Here is a 25154-nt window from a genome sequence, read left to right on the forward strand (position 1 = left end):
GGCCTACTATGCTGCCCTCAGTAGCTCTGTTGAGTTGTGTGAGAGTACCATGACCGAGCCATTGCGACCGCGGGTGAAGTACGTGATCGGACCGGACGGAAGTCCGCTGACGATCGCGGACCTTCCGCCGATGAATACAAGGCGCTGGGTCATCCGGCGGAAGGCAGAGGTGGTGGCCGCAGTGCGCGGCGGCCTGCTCAGCCTTGAGGAAGCCTGTCAGCGCTACACGTTGACGGTTGATGAGTTCCTGAGCTGGCAGATGTCGATCGACCAGCATGGCCTCGCTGGACTGCGGACGACCCGGATCCAGCACTACCGTCAGTAAGCCGCGGATAATTTCGTTTGTATTCAATGGCGTCGGTCCGGTCAGGACCGGCGCCTTTCGCGTTTGCGCGGCATGTCCGCATCGAAAGTTTAACAGCCCACTCCGAAAAATTAACGGACCGCTAACCATGCACTGGGAAAAACTTGCCTAGTGGGCCGGGGCGAGTGCGTCGCCCCTTCGATTCTGTGGAGCGGATGGCGGCGTGAACGGCCTGATCGAGCAATTCGCCAAATTCGGCGCGGCGCGGCTGGCGGCCATGCTGGCAGTGACGCTGGCGCTTGTCGGCTTCTTCGGCTTCGTGATGCTGAAGATGTCCCAGCCGGCGATGAGCGTGCTGTTCACGGATCTCTCCGGCCAGGATGTCAGCGCGATCCTCAAGGATCTCGACACGCGCGGCATCAAATACGAGCTGCGCGGCGACGGCCAGACCGTGCTCGTGCCCAAGGTCGACGTGCCGCGCTTGCGGCTCGACCTGGCCGGCAAGGGCATCCCGGCCGGCGGCGGCGTGGGCTACGAGATCTTCGACAAGGGCGACGCCTTCTCCTCGACCAGCTTCGTCCAGAACATCAACCATCTGCGTGCGCTCGAAGGCGAGCTCTCCCGCTCGATCCGCTCTATCAGCCGGGTGCAGGCGGCGCGCGTGCATCTCGTGATCCCCGAGCGGCGGCTGTTCGAGCGCGACCGCGAGCCGCCGCGAGCCTCGATCGCGCTCAAGCTCGCCGGTGACCTGGATGCCGCGCAGGTCCGCGCCGTGCGCCACCTCGTCGCCTCGGCCGTCGACGGGCTGAAGCCCGAGCGCGTCTCGATCGTCGACGAGCGTGGCCGCCTGCTCGCCGATGGCGCGCAGAGCGACCAGGGCCTGATCGGCCTCGGCATCGAGGAGCGCCAGACCGCGATCGAGAAGCGCATCAAGTCGCAGGTCGAGGATATCGTCGCCAGCGTCGTCGGCTACGGCCGGGCGCGCGTGCAGGTTTCCGCGGCGCTCGACACCAATCGCGTCGAGAGCCGCTCCGAAAGCTTCGACCCGGAAAGCCGTGTCCTGCGCTCCAGCCAGAACCGCACTGAGGCATCGACGACGAACGAGGGCGGCAACGGCGCGGTCACGGTCGGCAACGAGCTGCCCGGTGCCCAGCAGACGCAAGGCGCGCAACAGGCCCAGCGCGAGAATTCCTCGAAGAACGAGGAGGTGGCCAACTACGAGATCTCGCGCACGACCCGCACCGAGGTGCTGGAAGGCGGACGGGTCAAGAAGCTCTCGGTCGCCGTTCTCATCGATGGCAACTACAGCCGCAGCCCGGCCGGCGAGCTTTCCTATCAGCCGCGCAACGCTGAGGAGCTCGAGCGTATCGGCGAGCTGGTGCGGACCGCCGTCGGTTTCGATCAGGGCCGCGGCGACAAGGTCGAAGTGGTCAACCTGCGCTTCGCCGAGGCGCCCCCGCCGCCGAACGACCTGACCGAGCAGACGCTGATGCAGCAGCTGCTATCCTTCTCCCGGGAGGATCTCGTCCGCTTCGCCGAGCTCGGCGTGATCTCGCTGCTGACGCTGATCGTGCTGATGACCGTGGTGCGGCCGCTGCTGAAGCAGGTGCTGGCTTCCGACAACAGCAATGTCCGCGCGATCCCGTCCTTCATGCGCAATGGTGCGGTGCTGGCCGGGCCGGATGCGGCGACGGGCGATCCGGCCGGTGCTTCCGGCCGTGCCCTTGCCACGGTCGGGCCCAATGGGGAGGTGCTGCAGGCCGAGGTCGAGATGCCGTCCGAGCGAATGCTCGCCGTCGCGCAGGTCAAGGGACAGCTCAAGGCGCAGTCGGTGGAAAAGATCGGGGCGCTGGTCGCGCAGAACCCGGCCGACTCGGTCGCGGTGCTGCGCAGCTGGATCCACGAGAAAGTCCCGGCGTGACGGGGCGCTGAACCATGGCCGAGAACCGATCCATCGCAACGCGCGGCACTTCCCTCGATGACGCCATCGAGGGCGGCGGCTTCGGCGTGACAACGGTCGCCGAGATGAGCGGCCCGCAGCGCGCCGCCGTCATCCTGCTGGTGCTGGGCGAGGATCACGGCCGCGCCATCTGGCAGCAGTTCGACGACGACGAGATCCGGATCATCACGCGCGCCATGGCCGAGCTCGGCACTGTCGATGCGGACGAGGTCGAGCGCCTGATGCTCGATTTCGTCGGCAAGCTCTCGAGCGCCGGCGCCATCACGGGCTCCTTCGACCGCACGATCTCGCTGCTCGAGAAGATCCTGCCGACGGATCAGGTGGCGCTGATCATGGAGGAGATCCGGGGGCCTGCCGGCCGCAACATGTGGCAGAAGCTCGGCAACATCGACGCGGTGGTGCTCGCGAATTTCCTCAAGAACGAATACCCGCAGACGATCGCCGTGATCCTGTCGAAAATCCGGCCCGACCATTCCGCGAACGTGCTGCGCAACCTGCCGAACGACCTGTCGATCGAGGTGGTCGGTCGCATGCTGCGGCTCGAATCGGTGCAGAAGGAGGCACTCGATCACATCGAGAACACCTTGCGGACCGAGTTCGTTTCGACGCTGACCCAGACGCGCCGGCGCGATCCGCATGAGATGATGGCCGAGATCTTCAACGGTTTCGACCGGCAGACGGAGATCCGCTTCCTCTCGGCGCTCGACGCTTCGAACCAGGAATCGGCCGAGCGCATCCGGGCGCTCATGTTCACCTTCGAGGATCTGGGCAAGCTCGACCCTGCCGGGCTGCAAACGCTGATGCGCCAGGCCGACAAGGACACGCTGGCGCGCGCGTTGAAGGGGGCGAGCCAATCGATGCGCGACTTCTTCTACGGCGCCATGTCGCAGCGCGCCGCGAAGAACATGCAGGACGACATGGAAGGTCTGGGGCCGCTGCGGCTCAAGGAGGTCGACGAGGCCCAGACCAAGCTGGTCCAGCTGACGAAGGATCTGGCGGAGAAGGGCGAGATCATCCTGTCCAAGGGCAATGCCGACGACGAACTGGTGTATTGAAATGACTTCCGCGACGAAATTCCTGTTCGGGACGGATTTCCGCGAAGGCGGCCGCAAGGCGGCCGGCGAAGCCGATCTCGCTGCGGCGCGGGCCGAGGGGTTCCGCGCGGGGCAGGAGCAGGCGCATCGGGAGGCGCAGACCCAGCTCGCCGGCCTGACCGGGCAGCTCGCCCGCTCCGCTGAGCGGCTCTTCGCACAGGAAGCGGCGCGGGCCGCGGCGATCGAGGAGCATGCGGCGCATGTCGCGCTTGTGACGGCGAAGGCTCTGGCGGGCGCTGCCCTGGCGGAGAAGCCGATGGCGGCGCTGGCGGGAGCCGTGCGCGAATGCCTGAACCATGCCCGGACGGCGCCGCATCTCGTCCTGCGCGTCAATGAGGCGATGGTCGAGCAGGCGGAGGAACTGACCCGCAAGCTCGCGGCCGAGCACGGCTTTGCCGGAAAGCTGATCGTGCTCGGACAAGCCGACATCGCGCCCGGCGACGGGCGCATCGAATGGGCCGAGGGCGGTTTCGTCCTCGACAGCCAGCAGCTTTCGGCTCTGGTCGAACAGGCGGTTGCCCGCGTGTTCGGCCATGACCAGGCGCAACCATGAAAGTCTGAGCCATGAGCCAGGAGCGTGACCTCAACCTGCCGCCGCTGAACCAGGCCGACCTGTCCTTCGACCAGAACCAGGCCTCTGTCGCGCGGTCGGGCCCTGTCCCGGTCAAGACGGCCGAAGATCTGGAACAGGTCTTCGACGTGCCGGTCACGGTCTCGGCCGTGCTCGGTTCCTCGAAGGTCGCGGTGGGCGACCTTCTCCAGATCGTGCCGGGCGCGGTTCTGGAACTCGACCGGCGCGTCGGCGAGGCGATCGACATCTTCGTCAACGAGCGGCTGGTGGCACGCGGCGAAGTCGTCGTCGTCGAGGACCGGCTCGGCGTGACCATGACCGAAATCATCAAGGCGGACCGGTGAGAGCCGGCCCCGTCATCGTGACCAAGAACAGAAGGACCTGAGCCATGCGCCTCATCATCGCCGGCGGTCTCAAGGGACAGATCATCGCCGCGGCCAAGATCGCGATGTCGCACGGAGCGGCCGTGACCCACACCGAAGGGCTCGACCAGACGCTCGCAGTGCTGCGCGCCAAGGGCGCCGACCTGCTCATGATCGACGTCGTGCAGCCGATCGCGGCCTATGTCGCCGCGTTGGAGGCCGAGCGCATCCGCACGCCGATCATCGCCTGCGGCACCTCGACGGATGCGCGCGCGGCCGTCGCGGCGATCCAGGCCGGCGCACGCGAATATGTTCCGCTGCCGCCCGATCCGGAGCTGATCGCCGCGGTGCTGGAAGCGGTCGCGGCCGACCAGACCAGCCTGATCTGGCGTGACCCGGCGATGGAGCGTGTCGTCCAGCTCGCCTCGCAGATCGCGCGTTCGGAAGCGCCGGTCCTCGTCACCGGCGAGAGCGGCACCGGCAAGGAGGTGATCGCGCGCCATCTGCATCAGAAGTCGGGGCGGAAGGACCGGGCTTTCGTCGCGGTCAACTGCGCGGCCATCCCCGACAACCTGCTCGAATCCGAGCTGTTCGGCCATGAGAAGGGCGCCTTCACCGGCGCCATCGCCCGGCGCATCGGCAAGTTCGAGGAGGCCAATGGCGGCACGCTGCTGCTCGACGAGATCTCCGAGATGGATGTGCGCCTGCAGGCCAAGTTGCTGCGCGCCCTGCAGGAGAGGATGATCGATCGCGTCGGCGGCACGCAGCCGGTCAAGGTCGATATCCGCATCATCGCCACGTCCAACCGCAACCTCGCCGATGCGGTGCGCGACGGCCTGTTTCGCGAGGATCTGCTCTATCGCCTGAATGTGGTGCATCTGCGCCTGCCGGCGCTGCGCGAACGGCCGGGCGACGTCCTGGCGCTGGCCGAGCATTTCGCGAAGAAATATGCGGAGCTCAACGGCTTGCCGCCCCGGCCGATCGCCGCCGATGCGCGCAAGCTGCTGCTCGCCAATGCCTGGCGCGGCAACGTCCGCGAACTGGAAAACACGATGCACCGGGCGGTGCTGCTGGCGAGCGGGCCGGAGATCGCCGCCAATGCCGTGATGACGCCGGAAGGCGAGGTCCTTTCTTCGGCGCCTGCGCGTGATCCGGCCGCGCGGGCGGCGCAGACTGCGGAAGCGATGACCCGGTCGCTGGTGGGGAACACCGTCGCGGATGTCGAGCGCGAGCTGATCCTCGATACGCTCGACCATTGCCTCGGCAACCGCACGCATGCGGCCAAGATCCTGGGGATCTCGATCCGCACCCTGCGCAACAAGCTCAGCGAATATACCTCCGCCGGCATCACCGTGGCGGAGCCGGGTCAGACGCGCATCAGCGCGGCCTGACCCGTAAGCGGCGGCTTATCAGTAGTAGCGCCGGCGATAGTAGCGCGGCCTGGCGTAATAGCGGGGCCGATAGTAGTAGCGCGGCCGGGCATAATAGCGCGGTCGGGCATAGTAGCGCGGGCGGCGATAATAATAGTACTGGCTGAACTCGGCGTCGGTCTTGTCCAGCGCCTCCTTCATTTCGGCCGGGACCGCCTCATCGCCCTGGGCGGGCTCGGCTTCCGGCTTCAGGGCCGGCTTCGGCTGGGCCGCTTCTGCGGCGGCGATGCCGCCCATGCCGGCGGCGGCAAAGCCCCCAACCAGCGTCATCAGGAATGAGCGTCTGTCCACAATGACCTCCAGGCTGCTGTCACCACATCTTACCGAGCATTCTTAGAGCCGGAATGCCGGTCACGAGTAATGCATTTAAATGATGCTTTGTTCCATTGGGCCCGCTTTCCGGCGCTATGGTTACGCGGGCAGCGCGATCAGTCCACCGCGTTGAGCGGGCGCGCGACGCTTTCGAGCGGCTGACATTCGGCCCGAATGGCGAAGCGGGCTGCGATCACGGCTGCCCCAAGCATCAGCGCCGCGCCGAGCAGATAGCCGGCGAAGACGCTGCCGCGCGAGCCGGTGTCGATCAGGATGCCGAAGAGCCAGGGGCCGGCGATGCCGCCAGCGCCGGTGCCGACCGCGTAGAACACGGCGATGGCGAGCGCGCGCATCTCGACCGGGAAGGTCTCCGAAACCGTGAGATAGGCCGAGCTCGCCGCGGCGGAGGCGAAGAAGAAGACGACGCTCCAGCACAAGGTAAGCTGCGAGGCGGTGAGCACGTCCTTCCAGAAGAGATAGCCGGTGCCTGTCAGCAGCAGCGCGGACAGGGCATAGGTCGCTGCGATCATCACGCGCCGGCCGATCGTGTCGAACAGCCGGCCGATCAGCAACGGCCCGAGGAAGTTGCCGGCCGCGAAGGGCAGGATGAACCAGCCGATCTGCTGGGAAGGTACGCTGTAGAAATCGGTCAGGATCAGCGCATAGGTGAAGAAGATGGCGTTGTAGAAGAAGGCCTGCGACAGCATGAGCGAAAGGCCGACGAGCGCCCGCTCGCGATGGACCACGAAGAGCGCGTGGAACACCTCGCCGAGCGGCGTCTTAGCCCGCGGCCGCAGCCGGGTACGCATCAGAACTTCCCTTGCCGGTGCGACGAAGCCGGCGCGGCGCTCGATATCGGCAACGATGGCGGCGGCGCGCTCCGGATGGCCGTGGCTGATCAGCCAGCGCGGGCTCTCCGGAATCCAGTGCCGCAGGATCAGGATGACGAGGCCCAGTGCGGCGCCGATGAAGAAGGCGAGGCGCCAGCCATATTCCGGGTTGATCCGGGCCGGGTCGAGCAGGACGATGGCGCCGAGCGCACCCAGTACCGCGCCAAGCCAGAACGAGCCGTTGATGACGAGGTCGGTCCAGCCGCGCACACGCGCCGGGATGAGCTCCTGAATGGTGGAGTTGATCGCTGTGTATTCTCCGCCGATGCCCATGCCGGTCAGGAAACGGAAGGCGATGAAGCTCGCGACGTTCCAGGAAAGGGCGGTCGCGGCCGTGGCGGAGAGATAGACGAGGACCGTAATCGTGAAGAGCTTCTTGCGACCGAGACGGTCCGTCAGCCAGCCGAAGAAGACGGCACCGAGCACCGCGCCGGCAATGTAGGCTGCGCCCGCAAGGCCGATCTCCGTGTTGGTGAATCCGAGGACCGGGCTTTCTTTCAGTGCCCCCGAAACGGAGCCCGCGAGCGTGACCTCGAGCCCGTCGAGAATCCAGGTAATGCCGAGCCCAACGACGACGAGCGTGTGGAAGCGTGACCAGGGAAGCCGGTCGAGACGGGCGGGAACATCGGTCTCGACGATGGGGCGTTCCGCTCCCTGCGGTTGAGCATGCTGCACGGGTTGTCCCCGACGAATGAACGGCGCTCTTGCGGCGCTTTGAGATGGGCAAGTGCCGGCGGGGGAGAGCTGCCGGTGCGTGAATGACGTCGCGTGACATCGGCGAGCCGGTGCGCGTTGGCTCGAGACGCAAACGATCCGTGTCCGCGAAGGTTCCGGTGAAGCATTCAGGGACAGGTGCCTGAAGCCTGGCTTAACCATTCATTCACCATGAACCCGGCAAGAATTGCCGGGTTGCGCTCCGCTTCGGAGCGCTGGCCGGCCATGGGCGGGCATAGGGCGGGCGGAGCGGTCGATGACCGATGTGACGGCGGGGCAGGGAAGAGGGTTCAGCATTCCTGATCGCGGCGCGATGGGAAAGCTGCTCAATCGGCCGGACCTGTTCCTTGCGATCGGCGTCATGGGCATCCTGGTGGTGCTCATCTTCCCGATGCCGGCGGTGCTGCTCGACCTGATGCTGGCGCTCTCGATCATCCTGTCGGTGCTCGTGCTGATGACCGCGCTCTTCATCGAGGAGCCGCTGGAGTTCTCCGCCTTTCCGACCGTGCTGCTGATCGTCACCATGTTCCGGCTGGCGCTGAACCTGGCCTCGACGCGCCTCATCCTCGCGCACGGCCACGAGGGCACTTCGGCGGCGGGCCACGTCATCGAAGCCTTCGCCGGCTTCGTGATGAGCGGCAATTTCGTGATCGGGGTGATCGTCTTCGCCATCCTGATCATCGTGAATTTCGTCGTCATCACCAAGGGTTCGGGCCGCATCGCCGAGGTCGCGGCCCGCTTCACCCTCGACGCCATGCCCGGCAAGCAGATGGCGATCGATGCCGATCTCTCGGCCGGCCTGATCGACCAGGAGACGGCCAAGGTCCGCCGCAAGGCGCTGGAGGACGAATCCTCCTTCTTCGGCTCGATGGACGGCGCTTCGAAATTCGTGCGCGGCGACGCCATCGCCGGTCTGCTGATCACCTTCATCAACGTGCTCGGCGGCATCATCATCGGCGTGGCGCAGCAGGGGCTGAGCTTCGGCGACGCCGCGCACAACTACACCCAGCTCACGGTCGGCGACGGTCTCGTCAGCCAGATCCCGGCGCTGATCGTCTCGACCGCGGCGGGCCTGCTGGTCTCGAAGGCGGGCGTGCGCGGCGCCGCCGACAAGGCGCTCGGCAAGCAGCTCTCCGGCTATCCCAAGGCGCTCGGCATGTCGGCGGCGGTGATGCTGCTGATCGCGTTGCTGCCCGGCATCCCCATGCTGCCCTTCCTGCTGCTGGCGGGTGGCGCGGGCTTCCTCGCCCGCCGCTTCGGCCAAGCCGCCAAGGCGCGCGAGGCCGAGCAGGCGCTCGCCGGCACGGCGCAGTCCGGCACGGCGCTGGCGGCCGACGGCTCGCCGCGCGAGGAGACGCTGAACGACCTGCTCAAGATGGATGAGCTCAAGATCGAGATCGGCTACGGGCTCTTGCCGCTGGTCAATGCTGCGGGCGGGCAGGACAGGCTGACCGACCAGGTGCGGGCGCTGCGCCGGCAGCTCGCGGCCGAGCTCGGCTTCGTCATGCCGGCGGTTCGCATCGTCGACAACGTCCAGCTCGAGGCGAACCACTACTACATCAAGATCAAGGAGATCGATGCCGGCCATGGCATCGTCTATGCCGGCCAGTATATGGCGATGGATCCGATGGGCGGCTCGGTGAACCTGCCCGGCCACAACGTTCTGGAGCCGACTTTCGGGCTGCCGGCGACCTGGATCGACGGCGCGCTGCAGGACGAGGCGCAATTGCGCGGCTACACGGTCGTCGACGCAGCCACCGTGATCTCGACGCATCTGACGGAAGTGCTGAAGTCGAACATGCCGGAACTGCTCTCTCATGGTGAGGTGCAGAAGCTGCTGCGCGAGCTGCCGAAGGACCATGCCGACCTCGTCAAGGAGATCGTGCCGAGCCAGATTTCGACCACCGGCATCCAGCGGGTGCTCCAGCTGCTGCTCTCCGAGCGCATCTCGATCCGCGACCTGCCGACCATCATCGAAGGGATCGCCGAAGTCTCGGCCAGCGTCCGGAGCCCGCGCGACATGGCCGAGCATGTCCGCGCCCGGCTGGCGCGCCAGATCTGCGCCCAGTTCTCAAATCAGCACGGCGTGCTGCCGATCATCACGCTGTCGCCGGCCTGGGAGGGCGTTTTCGCCGAGTCCGTCATCGGCCAGGGCGAGGACAGGCACCTCGCCATGCAGCCCTCGCGACTGCAGGAGTTCGTGCATCACGTCCGCGACAAGTTCGAGGACGCTGCGCGCATCGGCGAGATGCCCGCGCTCGTCACCTCCGCCATGGCGCGGCCCTTCGCGCGCCAGATCATCGAGCGCTTCCGGCGCGAGACGCCGGTGCTGTCGCAGGCGGAGATCCATCCGCGGGTGCGGCTGAAGACTGTCGGCAGCGTCTGACGGCCTTGGAGATCGTTCAGCCGCCTCGGCGAGCCCTCATCCTTCGAGACGCGATCCTCCGGATCGCTCCTCAGGATGAGAGCTGACAATTCGGTCGAGCCCGGACGCCGCGCCTCCGCTTTCCACGGGGGGCCGATGCCTGCGGCGCAATGGTCAGCGCCATAAGCTGCGGCTAAGCGAAGGCGATGTCGCGCAACGCCGCCCTCTTCGCCGTCATGTGTCTCGTCTGGGGGCTGACCTGGCTGCCGGTCAAGGTCGGGGCATCGCATGTGCCGCCGGTCTTCCTGGCGGCGGCGCGCTTCACCATTGCCGGGCTCCTGATGCTGCTCTGGGCCGGGCGCGATGTGCCGAAGGTGCCGCGCGACGCCTGGCCGCGATTGATCGGCACGGCGCTGCTGCTCAACACCGGCAACTACACCCTGCTGTTCTGGGGCACGGCGCATGCGCCGAGCGGGCTCGCTGCCATCGTCAATTTCGCGACGATCCCGATCTTCACCTTGCTGGCGAGCCGCGCCTTCGAGGGCGAGCGCATCGACGGGCGCAAGCTCGCGGCGATCGGGCTCGGCACGGTCGGCCTCGGCTTCCTGTTCGCGACGCGCGCGCTCGGCGGGCTGTCAGTGGCGCAGGGCGATCCGTTCGAGGCTTGGGGGCTTGCAGCCGTGGCCGCCGGAACCTTGCTCTACTGCGTCGGTGCCGTGCTGGCGCGCCCGATCGCGGGATCGATGCCGACGCTGACGCTCGCCGGCTGGCAGACATTGATCGGTGGCATCGGGCTCACGGCGGTCTCGCTCAGCCTCGAGCGGGTTGGCTATGCCGATCTGGCGATGCTGGTGCAGTGGCCGGTTCTGCCCGCCGTCGTGTTCCTCGTCATTGGCGGCTCGCTGATGGGCTTCACCATCTATATGCGGCTCCTGCGTGACTGGGGCGCGTTCAGGGCCGGTCTCTACGCCTTCATCAGCCCGGCGATCGCCGTCGCGGTCGGCGTCGTGGCCTTGCACGAGCCTTTCGGCTGGTCGGAGGCAACCGGCGCGCTGTTGATGTTCGGAGCCGCCGCGATTGCGCTCAAGCGGCCATCGGCCAAGCCTGCCAAGGCCTGATCGGCCGCCACGCTCAGGGCGGCGGGGCGATACGGGTGCTGCGCTTGAGCTGCGCGCGCTCGAAGGCCAGCACGATCGGCAGCGAGAACACCAGCGGCAGGATGAGATAGAACAGCCGCCAGATCAGCAGCGCGGCGAAGACCGCCGGCGCCGGCACGCCTGGCATGACGGCAAGGAAGACCGCCTCCATCACGCCGACGCCGCCCGGAACCTGGCTGAGCAGCCCGGCCGAGAAGGAGAGCAGGAAGGCGCCGAGCACGATCAGGAAGCCGGGATTGCCCTGTTCCGGCAGCGCGAAATAGATGATGCCGGCCGCGCCTGCCAGCTCGAGCGGGGCGGCGAGGTATTGCCTGAAGACGATCGGCAGGCGCGGATAGATGATCTCGAACTTGCCGATCTTCAGCGGCCTGAAGCGCAGCCAGGAGCCGATCGTGTAGAGCGCGACGAAGGCGAGCATGCCGACGCCGATCATGCGCGCGGTGCCGTCGCTGATCGCGAACCATTTCGACATCCGCTCCAGCGGATGCAGGATTTGCGGTTCGTAGAGCAGCACGAGACCCATCAGGAAGATCGTGCCGAAGGCGAAGGTGAAGGAGCAGAGCGCGACGAGAACGGCCACCTCGGCGGCCGTGAGGCCCTTCGCCGTATAGGCCCGGTAGCGCACCATGCCGCCCGAGAAGACCGAGGCGCCGATATTGTGCGAGAGAGCGTAGGTCACGAAGGAGCAGAGCGAGATATAGAACCAGGAGATGCCCTTCTCCTTGCCGAGATGGATCAGGGCGATCCGGTCGTACCAGGCGAGGGCGGCGTAGGCGACGAGCGTCGCGAGCGCGGCGTGGAAGAAGGCCTCGGGCGGGATGACCGCGATCTTGTGGCCGATGCGCTGGGAGATGATCTTGATGCTCTGCCAGAGGCTGGCGTCTGCGAGCAGCGCTTCGATCGCGGCGTCGGAGCCGGCTTCGGCCTTGAGCTTGCCCCAGAGAAGTTCAACCGACCAGACCACCGCGACGAGCCCGATGATCGGCCAGAGGTAGTCGAGATAACGTTTCATACAGGCCGCGGGGGTGGGAATTGGTGACGGATGGCGGGGCGGCCCACGTCGTCACCGCTGCGGCGCGAACCTGTCGTTCTCTGTGCCAGCGTGTGGGGGCAAGGGCAAGCGTCCGAAGACGCCTGCCCCCGCGCCGGGCTGGGTTATTTGCCGTTCTTCTTCAGCCAGTCCTGCATCATCGCGACCTCCTTCTCCTGGTCGCGGATGACGCTCTCGGCAAGTTTGCGGATCTCCGGGTCCTTGCCGTGGGCCAGCACGATGCGCGCCATGTCGATCGCGCCCTGATGGTGCGGGATCATGCCGCGGACGAAATCGGCATCGGCATCGCCGGAATAGGGGATGTCCATGTCCTTATGCATCTTCGCGTTGGCCTCCCTATAGGCCTTGGTCGATGCATTCTCGGTTGCCGTCTTGGCTGCGGGAGCACCGTGGTTGTGCTGCTGCTGCGCCTGCGCGGCGTTGCCGAGCGTGCCGGCTGCGAGAATGGCTGCCAGTGCGATGGCGGTACGATTCATCAGTCTTGTCCTTGATCGATGGAAAATGCGGATCGCGCCGGAAAGCGGCGTCATGATCCGCGGGAATCTCAGCTCAGATCGACAGGGATCGCGGCGGGCGCTCTGCCGGCTCGATGGACAGGCCCCGGGAGAGCATCACGATCGACGGATGAGTGGGCGACCAGGCGATCATGACCGGCAGCGAGGGGGCTGCCGGCGCCTGCGCGATCAGGCCGCAGCCGATGATGCAGCAAAGGGGCGCAGTGGAAGCCGGATGCTCTGCCGGCATGGACTCGTGACACGGAGCAGGGGCGTCGGTCCGTTCGCCGGCACCCGGCCGCGCGGCCGCGCCGTGTTGCGACGATGCGGGCATCGGCATGCGCATCGCCGACGCCGCCAGCGTAATATGCGGCAGCACCGCGAAGCACATCACCAGCAGCGCGAACAGCCAGCCGGCGCCGCGGCCGCGGTGTGGCCGGCGCCTCATTCCGTTGGTGATGTCACGCGGGGCATGCGTCATTACGCGATGATCTTTCGGACCGGATCATGTCATGATCGCGGCGAAGATTCACTCTTTCGAGCTCGATCTGCCTTCCATGTCCCAGAGCCTGACCATCACCCTGACCGGAACGACCGACCTGCCGCCCGGCAAGGTCGCGGCGATCGTGACATCGCTGGAGATGTTCGAACGACCGCCGGAGCGGGCCGATCCGCCGGGAACCGAGGGGTTCTCGCTCGACCCTATCGAGCGCTCCGACATCGATCGCTATCTGCGCATCTATCGTCAGCTTGGCGAACGCTGGATGTGGTTCAGCCGGTTGGTCGCGCCGCGCGCGGAGCTCGAACCGATCTTCTCGGATCCGGCCGTCGCGATCTATGCAGCCTGCTTCGACGGGCAGGATGTCGGCCTGCTCGAGCTGGACTTCCGCGTCCCGGGGGAGGGGGAGCTCGCCTTCTTCGGGCTCGATGAGCCCGTCGTCGGGAAGGGGGCCGGCCGCTGGCTGATGAACCGGGCGCTGGAACTGGCCTGGACGAGGCCGATCTCGCGCTTCTGGGTGCATACCTGCACGCTCGATCACCCGGCGGCGCTCGGCTTCTATCGGCGCTCGGGCTTCACGGTGTTCAAGCGCGGGATCGAGGTCGACGACGACCCGCGCCTGACGGGCAAGCTGCGCCGCGACGCCGTTGCGCACCATCCCGTCATTGCATGAGAAAAGGGCGGCGTCCGGAAGACGCCGCCCTCTCACTGAAACTCCTGGAAATTCTTGCAGCGGGTCAGGCGCGAGAGCGCAGCCCGATCGCGTCCATCGTCGCCTGATCGCGTGCGGCTTCAGCGGCGCGCTCGGTGGCGCGTTCGCGATCATCGAGAATCTCGACCTTCTTCATGTCCTCGAAGGCTTCCTGCAGCTCGGCCTTGGCCTCGTCGAGCTGGCCCTTCAGATTGTCGGCCGACTGGCGCAGGTTGTCGCGCCGACCCAGAGCCGCCTTGGCATAGGTCGGGTAGGCGAAGTGAGACGAGTCGGTGATGCCGGCGCGGGCTTCCTCGGCCTGGATTTCCCGATCGAGATCGTTCGCCATCCTGTGGAAGTCGGCGATCATCATCTCGATCTGGCTAACCCGGCGACGTTTCTCGTCCACCTGAAAGCGCTTCAACCGCAGAAGGGTCTCTCGCGACTTCATGTCGTTTCCAACTCCTGATTACGCATTGACCTCTGCCGACCCCTCGGCGCGGGTCTGAACTCCATCCGCGAGACGTGCCGCAGCATGGCGCAAGGAGGTTGACCTTTCCTTACCGAGACGGGCTGCTTTTTCTGCATGCTCAAGCCGCGTCCCGGCTCCTGCCGCAGCCTGTCGCGATGATCTACTCACTGAGCCAGCGGCCGTTCGGCCCGTTATCAGCGGATTTCCTGACTTGGCTGCCTTTCCTCGTTTCGGCGGGCACGGCCCCCTGCTTTTCGGCCTCGCCCTCACGCGCATCATCGGCTGGGGCTCGACCTTCTATTCGCCTTCGGTGCTGGTCGGCGCGCTTGACCGCGATCTCGGCCTCAATGCCGAGATCGTTTTCGGAGGTATCACCATTCTGCTGATCACAGGCGCGCTGGTCGCCCCGGCGATCGGCCGTCATCTCGATCGGGAAGGCACGCGCCGCTCGATGTGCGTCGGCGCTGTCATCTGCGCGCTCGGCCTTGCCGTTCTCGCCACCGCACAGGGGCCGGTCAGCTACCTCGCGAGCTGGTTCGTCATCGGGCTGGGACATGCGATGTCGCTCGCCAATGTCGGCAACGTCGCGATCGCGCAGCTGATGGGCGAGCGGACCCGTCGCGTCATCGGATTGATGATGCTGGTGACGGGGCTTGCCTCCAGCGTGTTCTGGCCGTTGACCGCGGTTCTGATGGGGGCTTTCGGCTGGCGCATCACCGTGCTCGTCTTCGCGGCGATGCAGATCGTGATCGTGCTGCCGATCTATGCCGCGGTGCCCCGCTTACGGCCCGTGCAGCCGGCGGCGAAGGTGGCCGGGGCTCCCTCTGCGGGCGAGGATGGGCGCGTTCCCTCCTCTTCCCGCAAGGCTGCCTTCTGGCTCGTCGCGCTTGCCTTCTCGGCGAGCGGGCTGGTGTCCTGGGGGCTGCCGCTGCACCTGATCACCTTGTTCCAGGAGGCGGGGCTGACGCAGGGGGAGGCCGTCTGGATCGCGACGTTGAGCGGGCCGGCGACGATCGCGGCGCGCGCCATCGATGCTACGGTCGGCGAGCGCCTGCCGGCGGAGAAGACCGCGCTGCTCGGCCTGCTGCTGGGGCCAGCGCTGTGCCTGGTGCTGCCCTTCGTTCCGATGACGATCGGTGCGGCGGCGGGTTTCGTCATGCTGTTCAGCGCTGCGCTCGGCGTGATTTCGGTGGCGCGGGCTACGCTGCCGCTCGCCCTGTTCGGCCGCAACGGCTTCGCCGCCATGCTGGGCAAGCTCACCGTGCCGCAGAATATGGCCTTCGCCGCCGCGCCGCTGCTTTTCGCGGTGATGGTCGAGCGGCTCGGTGCCGACCTGACGCTGATCGTTTCCGCCGCGATCCAGGCGGTGGGGTTCGCCGCGATGTTCGCTCTGGTGAGGATGATGGCGCGGGCCTGAAACGTTTCAGACGCCCGCCAGCAGGGCCAGGATGGCGAGGGCCGCCGGCAGAGCCTGGATGTAGAGGATCTTGCGGCTTGCGGTGGCCGCGCCGAAGAGGCCGGCGACGACGACGCAAGCCAGAAAGAACAGCTTGATCGCGAAGCCCGCGGCGCCGAGCCAGAGCCCCCAGGCCAGGCCGGCCACGAGGAAGCCGTTATAGAGCCCCTGATTGGCCGCCAGCACCTTGGAGCGCGCCGCGAATTCGGGCGTCAGTCCGAAAGCCTTGTGGCCGTGCGGCGTATCCCACAGCCACATCTCCAGAATGACGATGTAGATGTGGATGAGGGCAACGAGGCCAATCAGAGCCGAGGCGATCATCGATGGGGCATCCCGTGGAGAGGCTGAGCCGGAGTCACAGGCTGCCGCTGATGATCGCGTGGAGGCGCTGATAGCATTCGGGCAGCGGTGTCGCGTCGTCCTTCGACTGCTTGAGGAAGGCTTCGAGTGCCGGGTGCAGGCGGATCGCCTCGTCGACCTCCGCGGACGCGCCCTGGCGATAGGCGCCGAGCCGGATCAACTCCTCCATGTCGGCATAGGTCGCAAGCGTGGCGCGGGCCTTCTGCACGACCGGGTAATAGGCAGGATCGCAGGAGCGCGGCATGGTTCGCGAGACCGATTTCAGGATGTTGACGGCCGGGTAGCGGCCGCGCTCGGCGATGGAGCGCTCCATGACGATATGGCCGTCGAGGATGCCGCGCACCGCGTCCGCGACCGGCTCGTCATGGTCGCCGCCGTCGACCAGCACGGTGAAGAGCCCGGTGATCGCGCCGTCCTCGGTGCCGGGGCCGGCGCGTTCCAGCAGTCGTGGCAGCTCGGCGAAGACGGTCGGGGTGTAGCCCTTGGTCGTTGGTGGCTCGCCTGCCGCCAGGCCGATCTCGCGCATCGCCATGGCGAAGCGGGTCACCGAATCCATCAGGCACATCACCTGCAGGCCGCGATCGCGGAAATACTCGGCCAGCGTCAGCGTGGTCAGCGCCGCCTGCTTGCGCATCAGCGCAGGTTCGTCCGACGTGGCGACGACGACGATCGAGCGGGCGAGCCCCTGCGGTCCGAGATCCTCCTGCAGGAACTCCTGCACCTCGCGGCCACGCTCCCCGACGAGGCCGATGATGTTGACGTCGGCCTGGGCGTAGCGGGCCAGCATCGAGAGCAGGACGGACTTGCCGACGCCGGACCCGGCGAAGATGCCCATGCGCTGGCCGATGCAGCAGGTCAGGAAGGTGTTGAGGGCGCGGACGCCGAGGTCGAGCGGCCCGCCGACGCGGCGCCGCTTATGGGCAGGCGGTGGATCGTTGCGGAAGGCATAGAGCGTATCGCCCTGCGGCAGCGGCGGGCCGCCGTCGACCGGGCGGCCGAGCGCGTCGACGACGCGGCCGAGCCAGGCGGGTGTCGGGCGCAGGCCGGGCTGAGCGCGGTCGACATGGACCGGGCAGCCGCGGCGCACGCCGTCGAGCCCGCCGAAGGGCATCACCAGCGCCTTCTCGCCCGAGAAGCCGACGACCTCGCAGGGAACGCGGGTGTCTGCTGCGATCTCGATGCCGACACGGCCGCCCAGGCTCATCGCGCTGATCGGTCCGGCTACCTCGACGAGCAGGCCGCGCACGCCGATGACGCGGCCATAGATGCTCACCCCCTCGATGTGCTCGATGGCGGAGGCGAGGGCCGAGAGACGGTCGTGGCCGTGCGAGGGGGAATTCATGATGCGATGACGTCCTTGCCAGTCGGCGAGGAGGAGCGGGATATTCGGCAGATCGCCCCTGTGGATGATTTGGTAAGGGTTCCTAACAAATTGCGCTCATTTACCAGCCGTTAAGCTCTGTGATTAAGACTGCAGATCGAGGCTGCCGCGTGTCGCAGGGCCGTTTGGCCCCGTTTCTCGAAGCATCCCTCCGCGAAAGGGCGTTTTCGCGGGTGAGAGTTCACCGATCCGTGTCAAATTCGACTCACCTCGACAAGGATCGTTCACTTTCTCCGAGGAAGCGCTTGCGCTCGGGAATCACGGTTTGTTAACCAGTTTCTCTGTAGCGTGTCGCGTGGCGTTTCATCGGGCAAGTGCGTCGTCGTCAAGGGCCGAGAAGGTCCGGGCGTAAGCAACGGTCAACCTGCCCTGCGGGCGAAATTGGGGACGTGGACATGCGGGTTCTGCTGATCGAGGACGATAGCGCGACCGCTCAAAGCATCGAGCTCATGCTCAAATCCGAGAGCTTCAACGTCTACACGACGGATCTCGGCGAAGAGGGCGTCGATCTCGGCAAACTCTACGACTACGACATCATCCTGCTCGACCTGAATCTGCCCGACATGTCGGGCTACGAGGTTCTGCGCAGCCTGCGCGTCGCCAAGGTCAAGACTCCGATCCTGATCCTCTCCGGCCTCGCCGGCATCGAGGACAAGGTGAAGGGCCTCGGCTTCGGCGCCGACGACTATCTCACCAAGCCGTTCCACAAGGACGAGCTGGTCGCCCGCATCCACGCGATCGTGCGGCGCTCGAAGGGCCATGCCCAGTCGGTCATCACGACCGGCGACCTTGTCGTCAATCTCGACACCAAGACGGTCGAGGTCGATGCGGCCCGGGTGCATCTGACCGGCAAGGAATACCAGATGCTGGAGCTGCTCTCGCTCCGCAAGGGCACGACGCTCACCAAGGAGATGTTTCTCAACCATCTCTATGGCGGGATGGACGAGCCAGAGCTCAAGATCATCGACGTGTTCATCTGCAAGCTGCGCAAGAAGCTGGCGAACGCGTCGGACGGCAAGAACTACATCGAGACCGTCTGGGGCCGTGGCTATGTGCTGCGCGAGCCCTCCGAAGTCGACGAGCGCATCCCGGCCTGACGCATCCTGTCGCCCGGTCCGTCATCGGGCCGTCACGAAGCGACGGCATACAAGTTTTGACCTGATCGTCGGATGTACACGACAGGTCGACGGGACCCCGCCGCGAGGCGGGGTTTTTGTTTTGGCCTACCGTCGATGGTGACGATGTTGCGGTCGTCCGGCGCTCAGGCGCGCCAGCTCGCAAGCGGTCGCGCAGAGGTGCGGTTGCCGAGCGGCGCGGCGGCGTGCGGCTGCGGAGCGAGGGCGGCCTGGCGGTAAAGGCCCCGATGCTCGGGGTCGCAGGTCAGCCTGGTGGCAAGTCCGAGAACCGTTTCCGCGGCGCCGAGCACGAAAGCTCCGTCAGGGGCGAGGCGCGGGGTCAGCAATTCCAGCACCTTCACCTTCGTCGGCACGTCGAAATAGATCAGCACGTTGCGGCAGAAGATCACGTCAAACCGGCCGAAATGATCGTTCCGCTCCAGCAAATTGTGGTGGCGGAAATCGACCATTCCGCGCAGCCGCTCCGAGATCTGCCATTTGTCGCCGCGCTGCTCGAAATGCTTCAGCAGCATCTGGATCGGCAGGCCGCGCTGCATCTCGAACTGGCTGTAGATGCCCGAGCGGGCCTTCTCGAGAATCTCCGACGAGATATCCGTGCCGATGATCTCGACCTTCCAGCCGGCAAGGCGGTCGGCGAGGTCGTGGATGATCATGGCCAGCGAATAGGCCTCCTGGCCGCTCGACACGGCGGCGCACCAGATGCGCAGCGAGCGGGTGGCAGCGTTCGCCGCCATGCGCTCGGGCAGGATCACGTCGCGGAACAGGTCGAACGGCGTGCGGTCGCGGAAGAAGAGCGTCTCGTTCGTCGTCATCGCATCGACGACGACATTTTCCAGCGTGCGATCGCGGCCGAGCCGCAACTGGCCGATCAGCGTCGCGATATCGGCGATGCCGCGCCGGCGGCACAGGATGCTCAGGCGGCTTTCCGCCAGATACTGCTTGTCGGCGGTCAGCGACAGGCCCGAGCGCTGCTGCAACAGCAGCCGCAGGAATGCGAAATCGGTCTCGGTCATGCCGGCTGCACCCCGCGCACGAGGCAGCGGACGGAGGCGCCGATCTCGTCGAGCGCGATCACGGTGCTGGCATGGCGCGCACGGACAACCGAGCCCGGCATGCCCCAGATCGTGCTGCTCGGCTCGTCCTGGGCCAGAACCGCCGCTCCGGCTTTGCGCAGGGCACCGGCACCTTCTGTGCCGTCGCTGCCCATTCCGGTGAGAACGAGGCCCATCGTCGCCGCGCCGAGATGGCGGGCAGCATCGTTGAACAGCACGTCGACGGCGGGCCGGCAGAAGTTGACCGGCGCCTCGTCGCCGATCCGTGCGACGATGTGGCCGAGCCGGCGGTCGATGCCCAGATGGCGGCCTCCGGGTGCGACGTAGACGGTTCCGCGCACCAGGCGTTCGCCGTCGAAGGGTTCTCGTGCCGGAACGCCGATATGGCTCGCGATCTGCTCGGCGAACGACGCCGTGAACAGCGGCGGCATGTGCTGGACGACCAGCGTCGTCAGGTCGTGAAGGCCTTCGCCGATATCGAAGAGCACCTTGGCGACAGCGCGCGGCCCGCCGGTCGAGGCGCCGATCACGAGGTAGCGCGGCATCACCGAAACCAGGGGGCGAAGATTGACGGGGCCGCCATGTGGCAGATCGACGATGTCGACCTCCGGCGGCAACGAGCCCGGTCGCGCCGCCGTATGGGCGATGTTGCCGAGCTTGAGCAGAAACTCGCTGCGGAAATCGAGGGACAGCGTCATGCCGGCGCGGCTGTCAGGCTTCGAGACGACGTCCATCGCGCCCTTGGTCATGCATTCGAGCGCGATGCGGGTGTTGCGCTCGTTCAGCGTGGCGGCGAGCAGGACACCGGTATTGGGGCTTTCCTTGAGGATCTGCGGCAGTGCGGCTGCCCCGCCGACGCCCGGCATGTCGAGATCGAGCACCATGACGTCCGGCTTGTAGCGGGTCGCATGGGCGACCGCGGTCTCTCCGTCCCCGGCCACCGCCACGACGTGAAAATGGCCGGCTTCCCCCAGCCRGCGGGCGAAAAGCCCGCGGACGATGACGGAATCGTCGGCAATCACGACCGTCTTGTGCCGGGTCGGCGGAGCCGGAAGGGGGCGGGACGCCATCATGCTCATGCTGCTTGCTGGATCGGCGATGCCGAGCGACGGAGATCGGGCATCCAAACCGGCGCCGGACTGCTCAGAGCAGACCGACCTGATGGAATTTCGACGCCACGATTTCCTTGTCGAAGGGCTTCATGATGTACTCGTCGGCGCCCGCGTGCATGGCGCGCGCGATATGGGCGATGTCGTTCTCCGTGGTGCAGAAGACGACCTTCGGCCGCTTGCCGCCCGGCATCTGGCGCAGCGTGCGCAGGAACTCGTAGCCGTCCATGATCGGCATGTTCCAGTCGAGCAGTACGGCGTCCGGCATCTCGCCCTTGCACGCATCGATGGCGCGCGCACCATCCTCGGCTTCGGCGATGCGGAACTGCAGGCCTTCCAGGATTCGGCGTGCGACCTTGCGGATCACCGCTGAGTCATCGACGACGAGGCAATATTTCATGGTCTGTCTCCAAAACTCTGTGGCCGCGCTTCAGGCCGCGGCGGGAAGATCAAGATCGAGGACAGCATCGAGATCGAGTATGACGAGGAGTTCGTCGGCGAGCCGGTGAACGCCGGTCGCCAACGCGGTCCAGACGCGATCGAGATGAACGGGCAGCGGCTCGAAGGTGGAACGGTCCAGCCGGATCACCTCGCCGACGGCGTCGACGATCAGGGCGTAGGCCTCGCCGCGATGGTCGATGCCGATCGCCGTCAGCTCGCCTTGCCGCTGTGCATCCGGAACCGTCCGGCCGAGCCGCTTGCGCAGGCAGATCGCGGTAACGATGCGCCCACGCAGATTCAGCAGGCCGACGATCTCGCTCGGGGCGCGGGGCACGAGCGTGATGCGGTCGGTGATGAAGACATCCTGTACGCGCCCGATCGGCAGCCCGAGCAACTGCTCGCCGATCCGGATCGTCACGTAGTCGAGCGAATCGCCGAAACCGGCGGAGGCCGCCTGCCGCGCCTTGTCGGGTCCGGGAAGGGTCATGCTGCTTGCCTCATATCCGCACCGCCGGCGTTCAGCTCGCTCAGCAGGGCCCGGCGATCGAATTTCGCAACGATATCGTCGAGACCGGCCTGTACGGCGCGCATGTGCAGATCGGGGGTCGCGCAGGTGGTGAGGCCGAGGATGCGCAGGCGCTCGCTTCCGGCCCGCGCGCGCAGTGTAGCGGCGAAGGCGAAGGCCGCTTCGATCTGCCGATCGAGATCGAGCAGGACGATGCCGAACGGCTCGTCGGCTGCGGAGGGATCGAGGTCGAAATCGGCTGCCATGGTGATGGTGTGGCCGGACGCCTTCAGGATCGGGCTCAGCATTTCCCGCAGGAAATCCGACGGCTCGATCAGCAGGACACGGGCGGAGGGCGCTGAGCTGCGCCGCACGGCAAACCAGCCGGGCTCGTTCAGAGGCAGGTAATGGGCGAGATCGACGATATCGGTGGCACGGCCCCGGATCATGGCCGAGCCGATCACGCCGCGTTCGCCGCTCGCGGCCATTTCGAGATCGAAACTGTCCTCGACGATGTCGACGATGGCTTCGACCGCAAGCGCGACGGTCAGATCGCCGTCCGAGACGATGACCAGTGGCTGGATGCCCTTGCTGCGCAGCTGCGTTTCCGCGAGTGGCGTGACGGGCACAAGGCGTCCGCGATAGTGCAGCAAAGTGCGGCCGCCGCCGCGCTGGAACTGGTCGGCATCGACCTCCTCGAGCCGCGTCACCAACGACAGAGGCAGCGCCTGGAGGCTGCCGGCTCCGGTCCGGAAGACGAGCATCGTCGTCTTCTCGCTCGCTTGCTCATGGGCGGGTGCGGCATGCTGCTTCGCTTCCACCTCGCCCGACAGGGCCGCGCCGACCAGGCTGGCGACGCCGTTGGGGTCGACGATCAGCACGACGGCTCCGTCGCCGAGGATGGTATTGCCGGAGAAGAGCGGGATGTGGCGCAGCTTGCTCGACATCGGCTTCACCACGATTTCCTCGGTGTGGAAGACGCTGTCGACGAGGATTCCGAATTGTCGCTCCCCGATCTGGGTGATGACGATGAAGCCTTCACCTTCCGCGGCCTTGGGCGCGCCCATCAGCTCGGGAAGCGAAATGATCGGCAGCAGGCGTCCGCGCAGTCGCAGGACCGGGGCGCCGTTGATCTCCTCGATGCGGTTGTCGTCGCCCGCCTTCACCCGGACGAGCTCGCGCACCGCGATCTGGGGGATCGCGTAGCGGTCATTGCCCGCCACAACGATCAGGGCGGAGATGATTGCGAGCGTCAGCGGGATCTTGATGGTGATGGTGGTGCCGAGGCCGGGACGGCTGGCGACGTCGATCATCCCGCCGATCGAATCGACGTTGGCCTTGACCACGTCCATTCCGACGCCGCGGCCGGAAACCGCCGTCACGTTATCCGCCGTCGAGAAGCCGGGCAGGAAGATGAAGCGGCTGATCTGGGCGTCGCCGAGCTTCTCGATCTCGGCTTCGGTCGCAAGGCCCCGGGCGATGGCCTTGTTCCGGATGCGTCCGACATCGAGCCCGCGTCCGTCATCCGCGATCGAGATCGTGACGGAGCCGCCCTCATGGTAGGCGGAAAGCCGGATCGTGCCCTGTTCGGGCTTCCCGGCTGCCCGGCGCTCCGCCGGAAGCTCGATCGCATGGTCGGCGCAGTTGCGGACCATGTGGATGAGCGGGTCCTTGATCAGGTCGAGGATCTGCCGGTCGAGCTCGGTTTCCGCACCATCGGTCACGAGTTCGATGCGCTTGCCGAGTTCGGCGCTGAGGTCGCGCACGATGCGCGGCAGCTTCGACCAGGCGTTGCCGATCGGCTGCATGCGCGTCTTCATCACGCCGTCCTGCAGCTCGGCGGTGATCAGCGAGAGGCGCTGCAGCGGTGCCTTGAGCTTGGCGTCCTCCTGCTGGCGGGAGACGTCGAGGAGCTGGTTGCGTGTCAGAACGAGCTCGGAGACCATGGTCATCAGATGCTCGATCGTGTCGACATTGACACGCAGGGTCGCGGGGCCGCCGGTTCGCGAGGACGAAGGGACATCTTCGGAAGGTGCGGGACTTTCGCCGCTCTCGATGCGGCCGTTGCGGTCCCGCTGCGGCTCTGGCGCGCTGCGAAAGACGATGTCGTCAGTCGCGGCCGTGGCGTCGGTCTGGCCGTGCCGGGCGAGATAGGCGGCGACGGGATCGACCGGCTGGTCGACCGGGTGCGCGTGGTTGAGTTCGCCCTTGGCTCGCTCTGCCAGAGCCTGCAGCTCGCGGATCAGCGTCTCGTCGTCGCCCTCCGGCTCCAGCCCTTTCTCGGCCAGCTCGGCGAGTATGTCCTTGATGCGGTCGATGGTTTCGAGGATGGCGGTGACGGCGGTGGGCTTCACCGTTGCGCCGTCACGGAACTGCCCGATCACTGACTCGGCCGCGTGGGTGAGAGCCTCGAGCCGCGGCAGGCCGATGAAGCCGCAGGTTCCCTTTACGGTGTGAACAAGCCTGAAGATGTTGCGCAGGATGTCCCGGTCGTTCGGGTCCTGCTCGAAGCGGACGAGCTCCCGATCGACCGTATCGAGGTTCTCGCCGGTCTCGGTCAGGAACTCTTGCAGCAACTCGTCCATGCAGGAACATCACTCAACGCGAAACCCTCCAGGAACCAAAGCACGAGAAGGGTTTATGATCGGTTGAGATCGCCCTTCGACTGATTTCGGTTTCAGGCCGCCTTGGCTGCCTTGATGGTCACGGTCTCCCCGTCGATCGCGACGGAAACCTCCATCCCGGCAGCGCGTGCCACCATGCCGGTGTAGACCGGCTGGACGGCATGGGCGTCGATCGTCCCGCCCGGCGCATTGCCGGCGAGCAGATCCTCGACATGGGCGGGGATGCGGGCATGTGAGCCCGTGGCTTTGATCTCGAAGCTGCCCTGTTCCCCCTCGACGCTGGCCCGCGAGATCAGCTTGCCGCCGCGCGGCACGGCCTGCGCGGCGATGACCAGCAGGTTCAGCAGCAGCTTGACCTGATTCTTCGGCAGCAGGGCGCGCGGCGCCTCCCAGTCGAGCGAAAGCTTCTCGTCGTTCAGGAAGCCGTTGGCGACGTTTCCGGCATCGCCGAGATCGATCATTGCGCCGGCCGAGCCGGCCGCGCCGAAGGCGAGGCGCGCGAACTGCAGGCGGGCCGAGGCGTTGCGGGCGCTCTTCTTGATCAGCTCCAGCGCAAAATCGCGCATCGACGGATCATCTTCCTCGAGAACCTCCAGCGCGTTGACAATCGCACCGACCGGGCTGATCACGTCATGGCAGACGCGGCTGCAGAGAAGAGCGGCCAGGTCGAGCGAGTCGAGCGAGATGGCGGTCATGGGGGCGAAATCCTGGGATGGCGATGCGC

The 25154-nt window shown here is 66.5% G+C and carries 25 protein-coding genes; 11 read left to right on the plus strand and 14 right to left on the minus strand.

Translation table 11 applies throughout. From position 1 onward, the window contains the following. Positions 1–49: 49 nt before the first annotated feature. The 6 genes from sciP (at position 50) to flbD (ending at position 5682) form a co-directional block, all read left to right on the plus strand. Positions 50–325, plus strand: a complete 276-nt coding sequence (gene sciP / locus AC1DNE_RS00315; RefSeq protein ID WP_038359348.1) for a CtrA inhibitor SciP — start codon at positions 50–52, stop codon at positions 323–325. 202 nt (positions 326–527) lie between these two features. Further along, complete coding sequence (gene fliF / locus AC1DNE_RS00320) at positions 528–2225, plus strand: flagellar basal-body MS-ring/collar protein FliF (RefSeq protein ID WP_476765001.1); 1698 nt, start codon at positions 528–530, stop codon at positions 2223–2225. 14 nt (positions 2226–2239) lie between these two features. Beyond that, on the plus strand, positions 2240–3319 hold the full coding sequence (gene fliG, locus AC1DNE_RS00325) for a flagellar motor switch protein FliG (protein ID WP_441469959.1): 1080 nt from the start codon (positions 2240–2242) through the stop codon (positions 3317–3319). Between the two features lies 1 nt (position 3320). After that, positions 3321–3911, plus strand: coding sequence for a FliH/SctL family protein (locus AC1DNE_RS00330; RefSeq protein ID WP_441469958.1), 591 nt, complete (start codon positions 3321–3323; stop codon positions 3909–3911). Between the two features lie 11 nt (positions 3912–3922). Next, positions 3923–4273 (plus strand): flagellar motor switch protein FliN, encoded by a 351-nt coding sequence (gene fliN, locus AC1DNE_RS00335; protein ID WP_441469957.1) that lies wholly within the window; start codon positions 3923–3925, stop codon positions 4271–4273. Between the two features lie 44 nt (positions 4274–4317). After that, entirely contained in the window at positions 4318–5682 is a 1365-nt protein-coding gene (gene flbD / locus AC1DNE_RS00340; RefSeq protein ID WP_441469956.1) for a sigma-54-dependent transcriptional regulator FlbD, read from the plus strand. An 18-nt stretch (positions 5683–5700) separates the two neighbouring features. Here flbD and AC1DNE_RS00345 read toward each other — a convergent pair whose 3' ends face one another. Together AC1DNE_RS00345 and AC1DNE_RS00350 are read right to left on the minus strand one after the other, a co-directional pair. Next, positions 5701–6012, minus strand: a complete 312-nt coding sequence (locus AC1DNE_RS00345; RefSeq protein ID WP_441469955.1) for a hypothetical protein — start codon at positions 6010–6012, stop codon at positions 5701–5703. A gap of 137 nt (positions 6013–6149) precedes the next feature. Continuing rightward, complete coding sequence (locus AC1DNE_RS00350) at positions 6150–7598, minus strand: MFS transporter (RefSeq protein ID WP_441469954.1); 1449 nt, start codon at positions 7596–7598, stop codon at positions 6150–6152. Positions 7599–7950: 352 nt separating this feature from the next. On the opposite strand from AC1DNE_RS00350, the gene flhA reads away from it, so the two are divergent. Together flhA and AC1DNE_RS00360 are read left to right on the plus strand one after the other, a co-directional pair. Next, a complete protein-coding gene (gene flhA, locus AC1DNE_RS00355; RefSeq protein WP_476765101.1) occupies positions 7951–10023 on the plus strand; it encodes a flagellar biosynthesis protein FlhA in 2073 nt (690 codons plus the stop codon). A gap of 185 nt (positions 10024–10208) precedes the next feature. Then, a complete protein-coding gene (locus AC1DNE_RS00360) occupies positions 10209–11120 on the plus strand; it encodes a DMT family transporter (protein WP_441469953.1) in 912 nt (303 codons plus the stop codon). 13 nt (positions 11121–11133) lie between these two features. Here AC1DNE_RS00360 and AC1DNE_RS00365 read toward each other — a convergent pair whose 3' ends face one another. The 3 genes from AC1DNE_RS00365 to AC1DNE_RS00375 form a co-directional block, all read right to left on the minus strand. Next, complete coding sequence (locus AC1DNE_RS00365) at positions 11134–12171, minus strand: lysylphosphatidylglycerol synthase transmembrane domain-containing protein (RefSeq protein ID WP_441469952.1); 1038 nt, start codon at positions 12169–12171, stop codon at positions 11134–11136. 143 nt (positions 12172–12314) lie between these two features. After that, positions 12315–12686, minus strand: coding sequence for a CopM family metallochaperone (gene copM, locus AC1DNE_RS00370; RefSeq protein WP_441469951.1), 372 nt, complete (start codon positions 12684–12686; stop codon positions 12315–12317). Positions 12687–12759: 73 nt separating this feature from the next. Next, positions 12760–13185: a hypothetical protein gene (locus AC1DNE_RS00375; protein ID WP_441469950.1), complete on the minus strand. Its 426-nt coding sequence runs from the start codon at positions 13183–13185 to the stop codon at positions 12760–12762. Between the two features lie 31 nt (positions 13186–13216). Between AC1DNE_RS00375 and AC1DNE_RS00380 the strand changes: the two genes are divergently transcribed. Beyond that, positions 13217–13876: a GNAT family N-acetyltransferase gene (locus AC1DNE_RS00380; RefSeq protein ID WP_441469949.1), complete on the plus strand. Its 660-nt coding sequence runs from the start codon at positions 13217–13219 to the stop codon at positions 13874–13876. Between the two features lie 64 nt (positions 13877–13940). On the opposite strand, the gene fliJ is transcribed toward AC1DNE_RS00380, so the two are convergent. Then, positions 13941–14345, minus strand: a complete 405-nt coding sequence (gene fliJ, locus AC1DNE_RS00385; RefSeq protein WP_441469948.1) for a flagellar export protein FliJ — start codon at positions 14343–14345, stop codon at positions 13941–13943. A gap of 232 nt (positions 14346–14577) precedes the next feature. On the opposite strand from fliJ, the gene AC1DNE_RS00390 reads away from it, so the two are divergent. After that, a complete protein-coding gene (locus AC1DNE_RS00390) occupies positions 14578–15783 on the plus strand; it encodes an MFS transporter (RefSeq protein ID WP_476765002.1) in 1206 nt (401 codons plus the stop codon). A 6-nt stretch (positions 15784–15789) separates the two neighbouring features. Here AC1DNE_RS00390 and AC1DNE_RS00395 read toward each other — a convergent pair whose 3' ends face one another. Together AC1DNE_RS00395 and fliI are read right to left on the minus strand one after the other, a co-directional pair. Beyond that, positions 15790–16143, minus strand: a complete 354-nt coding sequence (locus AC1DNE_RS00395; protein WP_441469946.1) for a DUF1304 domain-containing protein — start codon at positions 16141–16143, stop codon at positions 15790–15792. A 34-nt stretch (positions 16144–16177) separates the two neighbouring features. Then, positions 16178–17524, minus strand: a complete 1347-nt coding sequence (gene fliI, locus AC1DNE_RS00400) for a flagellar protein export ATPase FliI (RefSeq protein WP_441469945.1) — start codon at positions 17522–17524, stop codon at positions 16178–16180. 434 nt (positions 17525–17958) lie between these two features. Here fliI and ctrA point away from each other — a divergent pair, with 434 nt between their 5' ends. After that, the gene (ctrA, locus tag AC1DNE_RS00405) at positions 17959–18660 is read left to right on the plus strand and encodes a response regulator transcription factor CtrA (protein ID WP_265055836.1); all 702 of its coding nucleotides are present in this window, start codon (positions 17959–17961) and stop codon (positions 18658–18660) included. Between the two features lie 164 nt (positions 18661–18824). On the opposite strand, the gene AC1DNE_RS00410 is transcribed toward ctrA, so the two are convergent. The 6 genes from AC1DNE_RS00410 to chpT form a co-directional block, all read right to left on the minus strand. Continuing rightward, entirely contained in the window at positions 18825–19712 is an 888-nt protein-coding gene (locus tag AC1DNE_RS00410; protein WP_476765005.1) for a CheR family methyltransferase, read from the minus strand. After that, positions 19709–20821, minus strand: a complete 1113-nt coding sequence (gene cheB / locus AC1DNE_RS00415; RefSeq protein WP_476840870.1) for a chemotaxis-specific protein-glutamate methyltransferase CheB — start codon at positions 20819–20821, stop codon at positions 19709–19711. Before cheB ends, AC1DNE_RS00410 begins: the two co-directional genes overlap by 4 nt. A 73-nt stretch (positions 20822–20894) precedes the next feature. Continuing rightward, complete coding sequence (locus AC1DNE_RS00420; RefSeq protein ID WP_038359309.1) at positions 20895–21260, minus strand: response regulator; 366 nt, start codon at positions 21258–21260, stop codon at positions 20895–20897. Positions 21261–21290: 30 nt separating this feature from the next. Further along, complete coding sequence (locus AC1DNE_RS00425) at positions 21291–21788, minus strand: chemotaxis protein CheW (protein WP_476765007.1); 498 nt, start codon at positions 21786–21788, stop codon at positions 21291–21293. Continuing rightward, positions 21785–24391 (minus strand): hybrid sensor histidine kinase/response regulator, encoded by a 2607-nt coding sequence (locus AC1DNE_RS00430; RefSeq protein ID WP_476765008.1) that lies wholly within the window; start codon positions 24389–24391, stop codon positions 21785–21787. The genes AC1DNE_RS00425 and AC1DNE_RS00430 overlap by 4 nt, the downstream gene beginning before the upstream one ends. 92 nt (positions 24392–24483) lie before the next feature. Next, positions 24484–25125: a histidine phosphotransferase ChpT gene (chpT, locus tag AC1DNE_RS00435; protein ID WP_441469940.1), complete on the minus strand. Its 642-nt coding sequence runs from the start codon at positions 25123–25125 to the stop codon at positions 24484–24486. Positions 25126–25154: the final 29 nt, after the last annotated feature.

This window comes from Allobosea sp. 05L423, from assembly GCF_056397745.1.

What these genes read in the sequence shown, in the direction of transcription:
- AC1DNE_RS00395 (WP_441469946.1), bottom strand. Translation starts at nt 16,143, where the DNA reads ATGATCGCCTCGGCTCTGATTGGCCTCGTTGCCCTCATCCACATCTAC.
- fliN (WP_441469957.1), top strand. Translation starts at nt 3,923, where the DNA reads ATGAGCCAGGAGCGTGACCTCAACCTGCCGCCGCTGAACCAGGCCGAC.
- AC1DNE_RS00365 (WP_441469952.1), bottom strand. Translation starts at nt 12,171, where the DNA reads ATGAAACGTTATCTCGACTACCTCTGGCCGATCATCGGGCTCGTCGCG.
- fliJ (WP_441469948.1), bottom strand. Translation starts at nt 14,345, where the DNA reads ATGAAGTCGCGAGAGACCCTTCTGCGGTTGAAGCGCTTTCAGGTGGAC.
- AC1DNE_RS00360 (WP_441469953.1), top strand. Translation starts at nt 10,209, where the DNA reads ATGTCGCGCAACGCCGCCCTCTTCGCCGTCATGTGTCTCGTCTGGGGG.
- fliI (WP_441469945.1), bottom strand. Translation starts at nt 17,524, where the DNA reads ATGAATTCCCCCTCGCACGGCCACGACCGTCTCTCGGCCCTCGCCTCC.
- chpT (WP_441469940.1), bottom strand. Translation starts at nt 25,125, where the DNA reads ATGACCGCCATCTCGCTCGACTCGCTCGACCTGGCCGCTCTTCTCTGC.
- AC1DNE_RS00375 (WP_441469950.1), bottom strand. Translation starts at nt 13,185, where the DNA reads ATGACGCATGCCCCGCGTGACATCACCAACGGAATGAGGCGCCGGCCA.
- AC1DNE_RS00430 (WP_476765008.1), bottom strand. Translation starts at nt 24,391, where the DNA reads ATGGACGAGTTGCTGCAAGAGTTCCTGACCGAGACCGGCGAGAACCTC.
- ctrA (WP_265055836.1), top strand. Translation starts at nt 17,959, where the DNA reads ATGCGGGTTCTGCTGATCGAGGACGATAGCGCGACCGCTCAAAGCATC.
- AC1DNE_RS00380 (WP_441469949.1), top strand. Translation starts at nt 13,217, where the DNA reads ATGATCGCGGCGAAGATTCACTCTTTCGAGCTCGATCTGCCTTCCATG.
- fliG (WP_441469959.1), top strand. Translation starts at nt 2,240, where the DNA reads ATGGCCGAGAACCGATCCATCGCAACGCGCGGCACTTCCCTCGATGAC.
- AC1DNE_RS00425 (WP_476765007.1), bottom strand. Translation starts at nt 21,788, where the DNA reads ATGACCCTTCCCGGACCCGACAAGGCGCGGCAGGCGGCCTCCGCCGGT.
- AC1DNE_RS00420 (WP_038359309.1), bottom strand. Translation starts at nt 21,260, where the DNA reads ATGAAATATTGCCTCGTCGTCGATGACTCAGCGGTGATCCGCAAGGTC.
- flbD (WP_441469956.1), top strand. Translation starts at nt 4,318, where the DNA reads ATGCGCCTCATCATCGCCGGCGGTCTCAAGGGACAGATCATCGCCGCG.
- flhA (WP_476765101.1), top strand. Translation starts at nt 7,951, where the DNA reads ATGGGAAAGCTGCTCAATCGGCCGGACCTGTTCCTTGCGATCGGCGTC.
- AC1DNE_RS00330 (WP_441469958.1), top strand. Translation starts at nt 3,321, where the DNA reads ATGACTTCCGCGACGAAATTCCTGTTCGGGACGGATTTCCGCGAAGGC.
- AC1DNE_RS00410 (WP_476765005.1), bottom strand. Translation starts at nt 19,712, where the DNA reads ATGACCGAGACCGATTTCGCATTCCTGCGGCTGCTGTTGCAGCAGCGC.
- copM (WP_441469951.1), bottom strand. Translation starts at nt 12,686, where the DNA reads ATGAATCGTACCGCCATCGCACTGGCAGCCATTCTCGCAGCCGGCACG.
- sciP (WP_038359348.1), top strand. Translation starts at nt 50, where the DNA reads ATGACCGAGCCATTGCGACCGCGGGTGAAGTACGTGATCGGACCGGAC.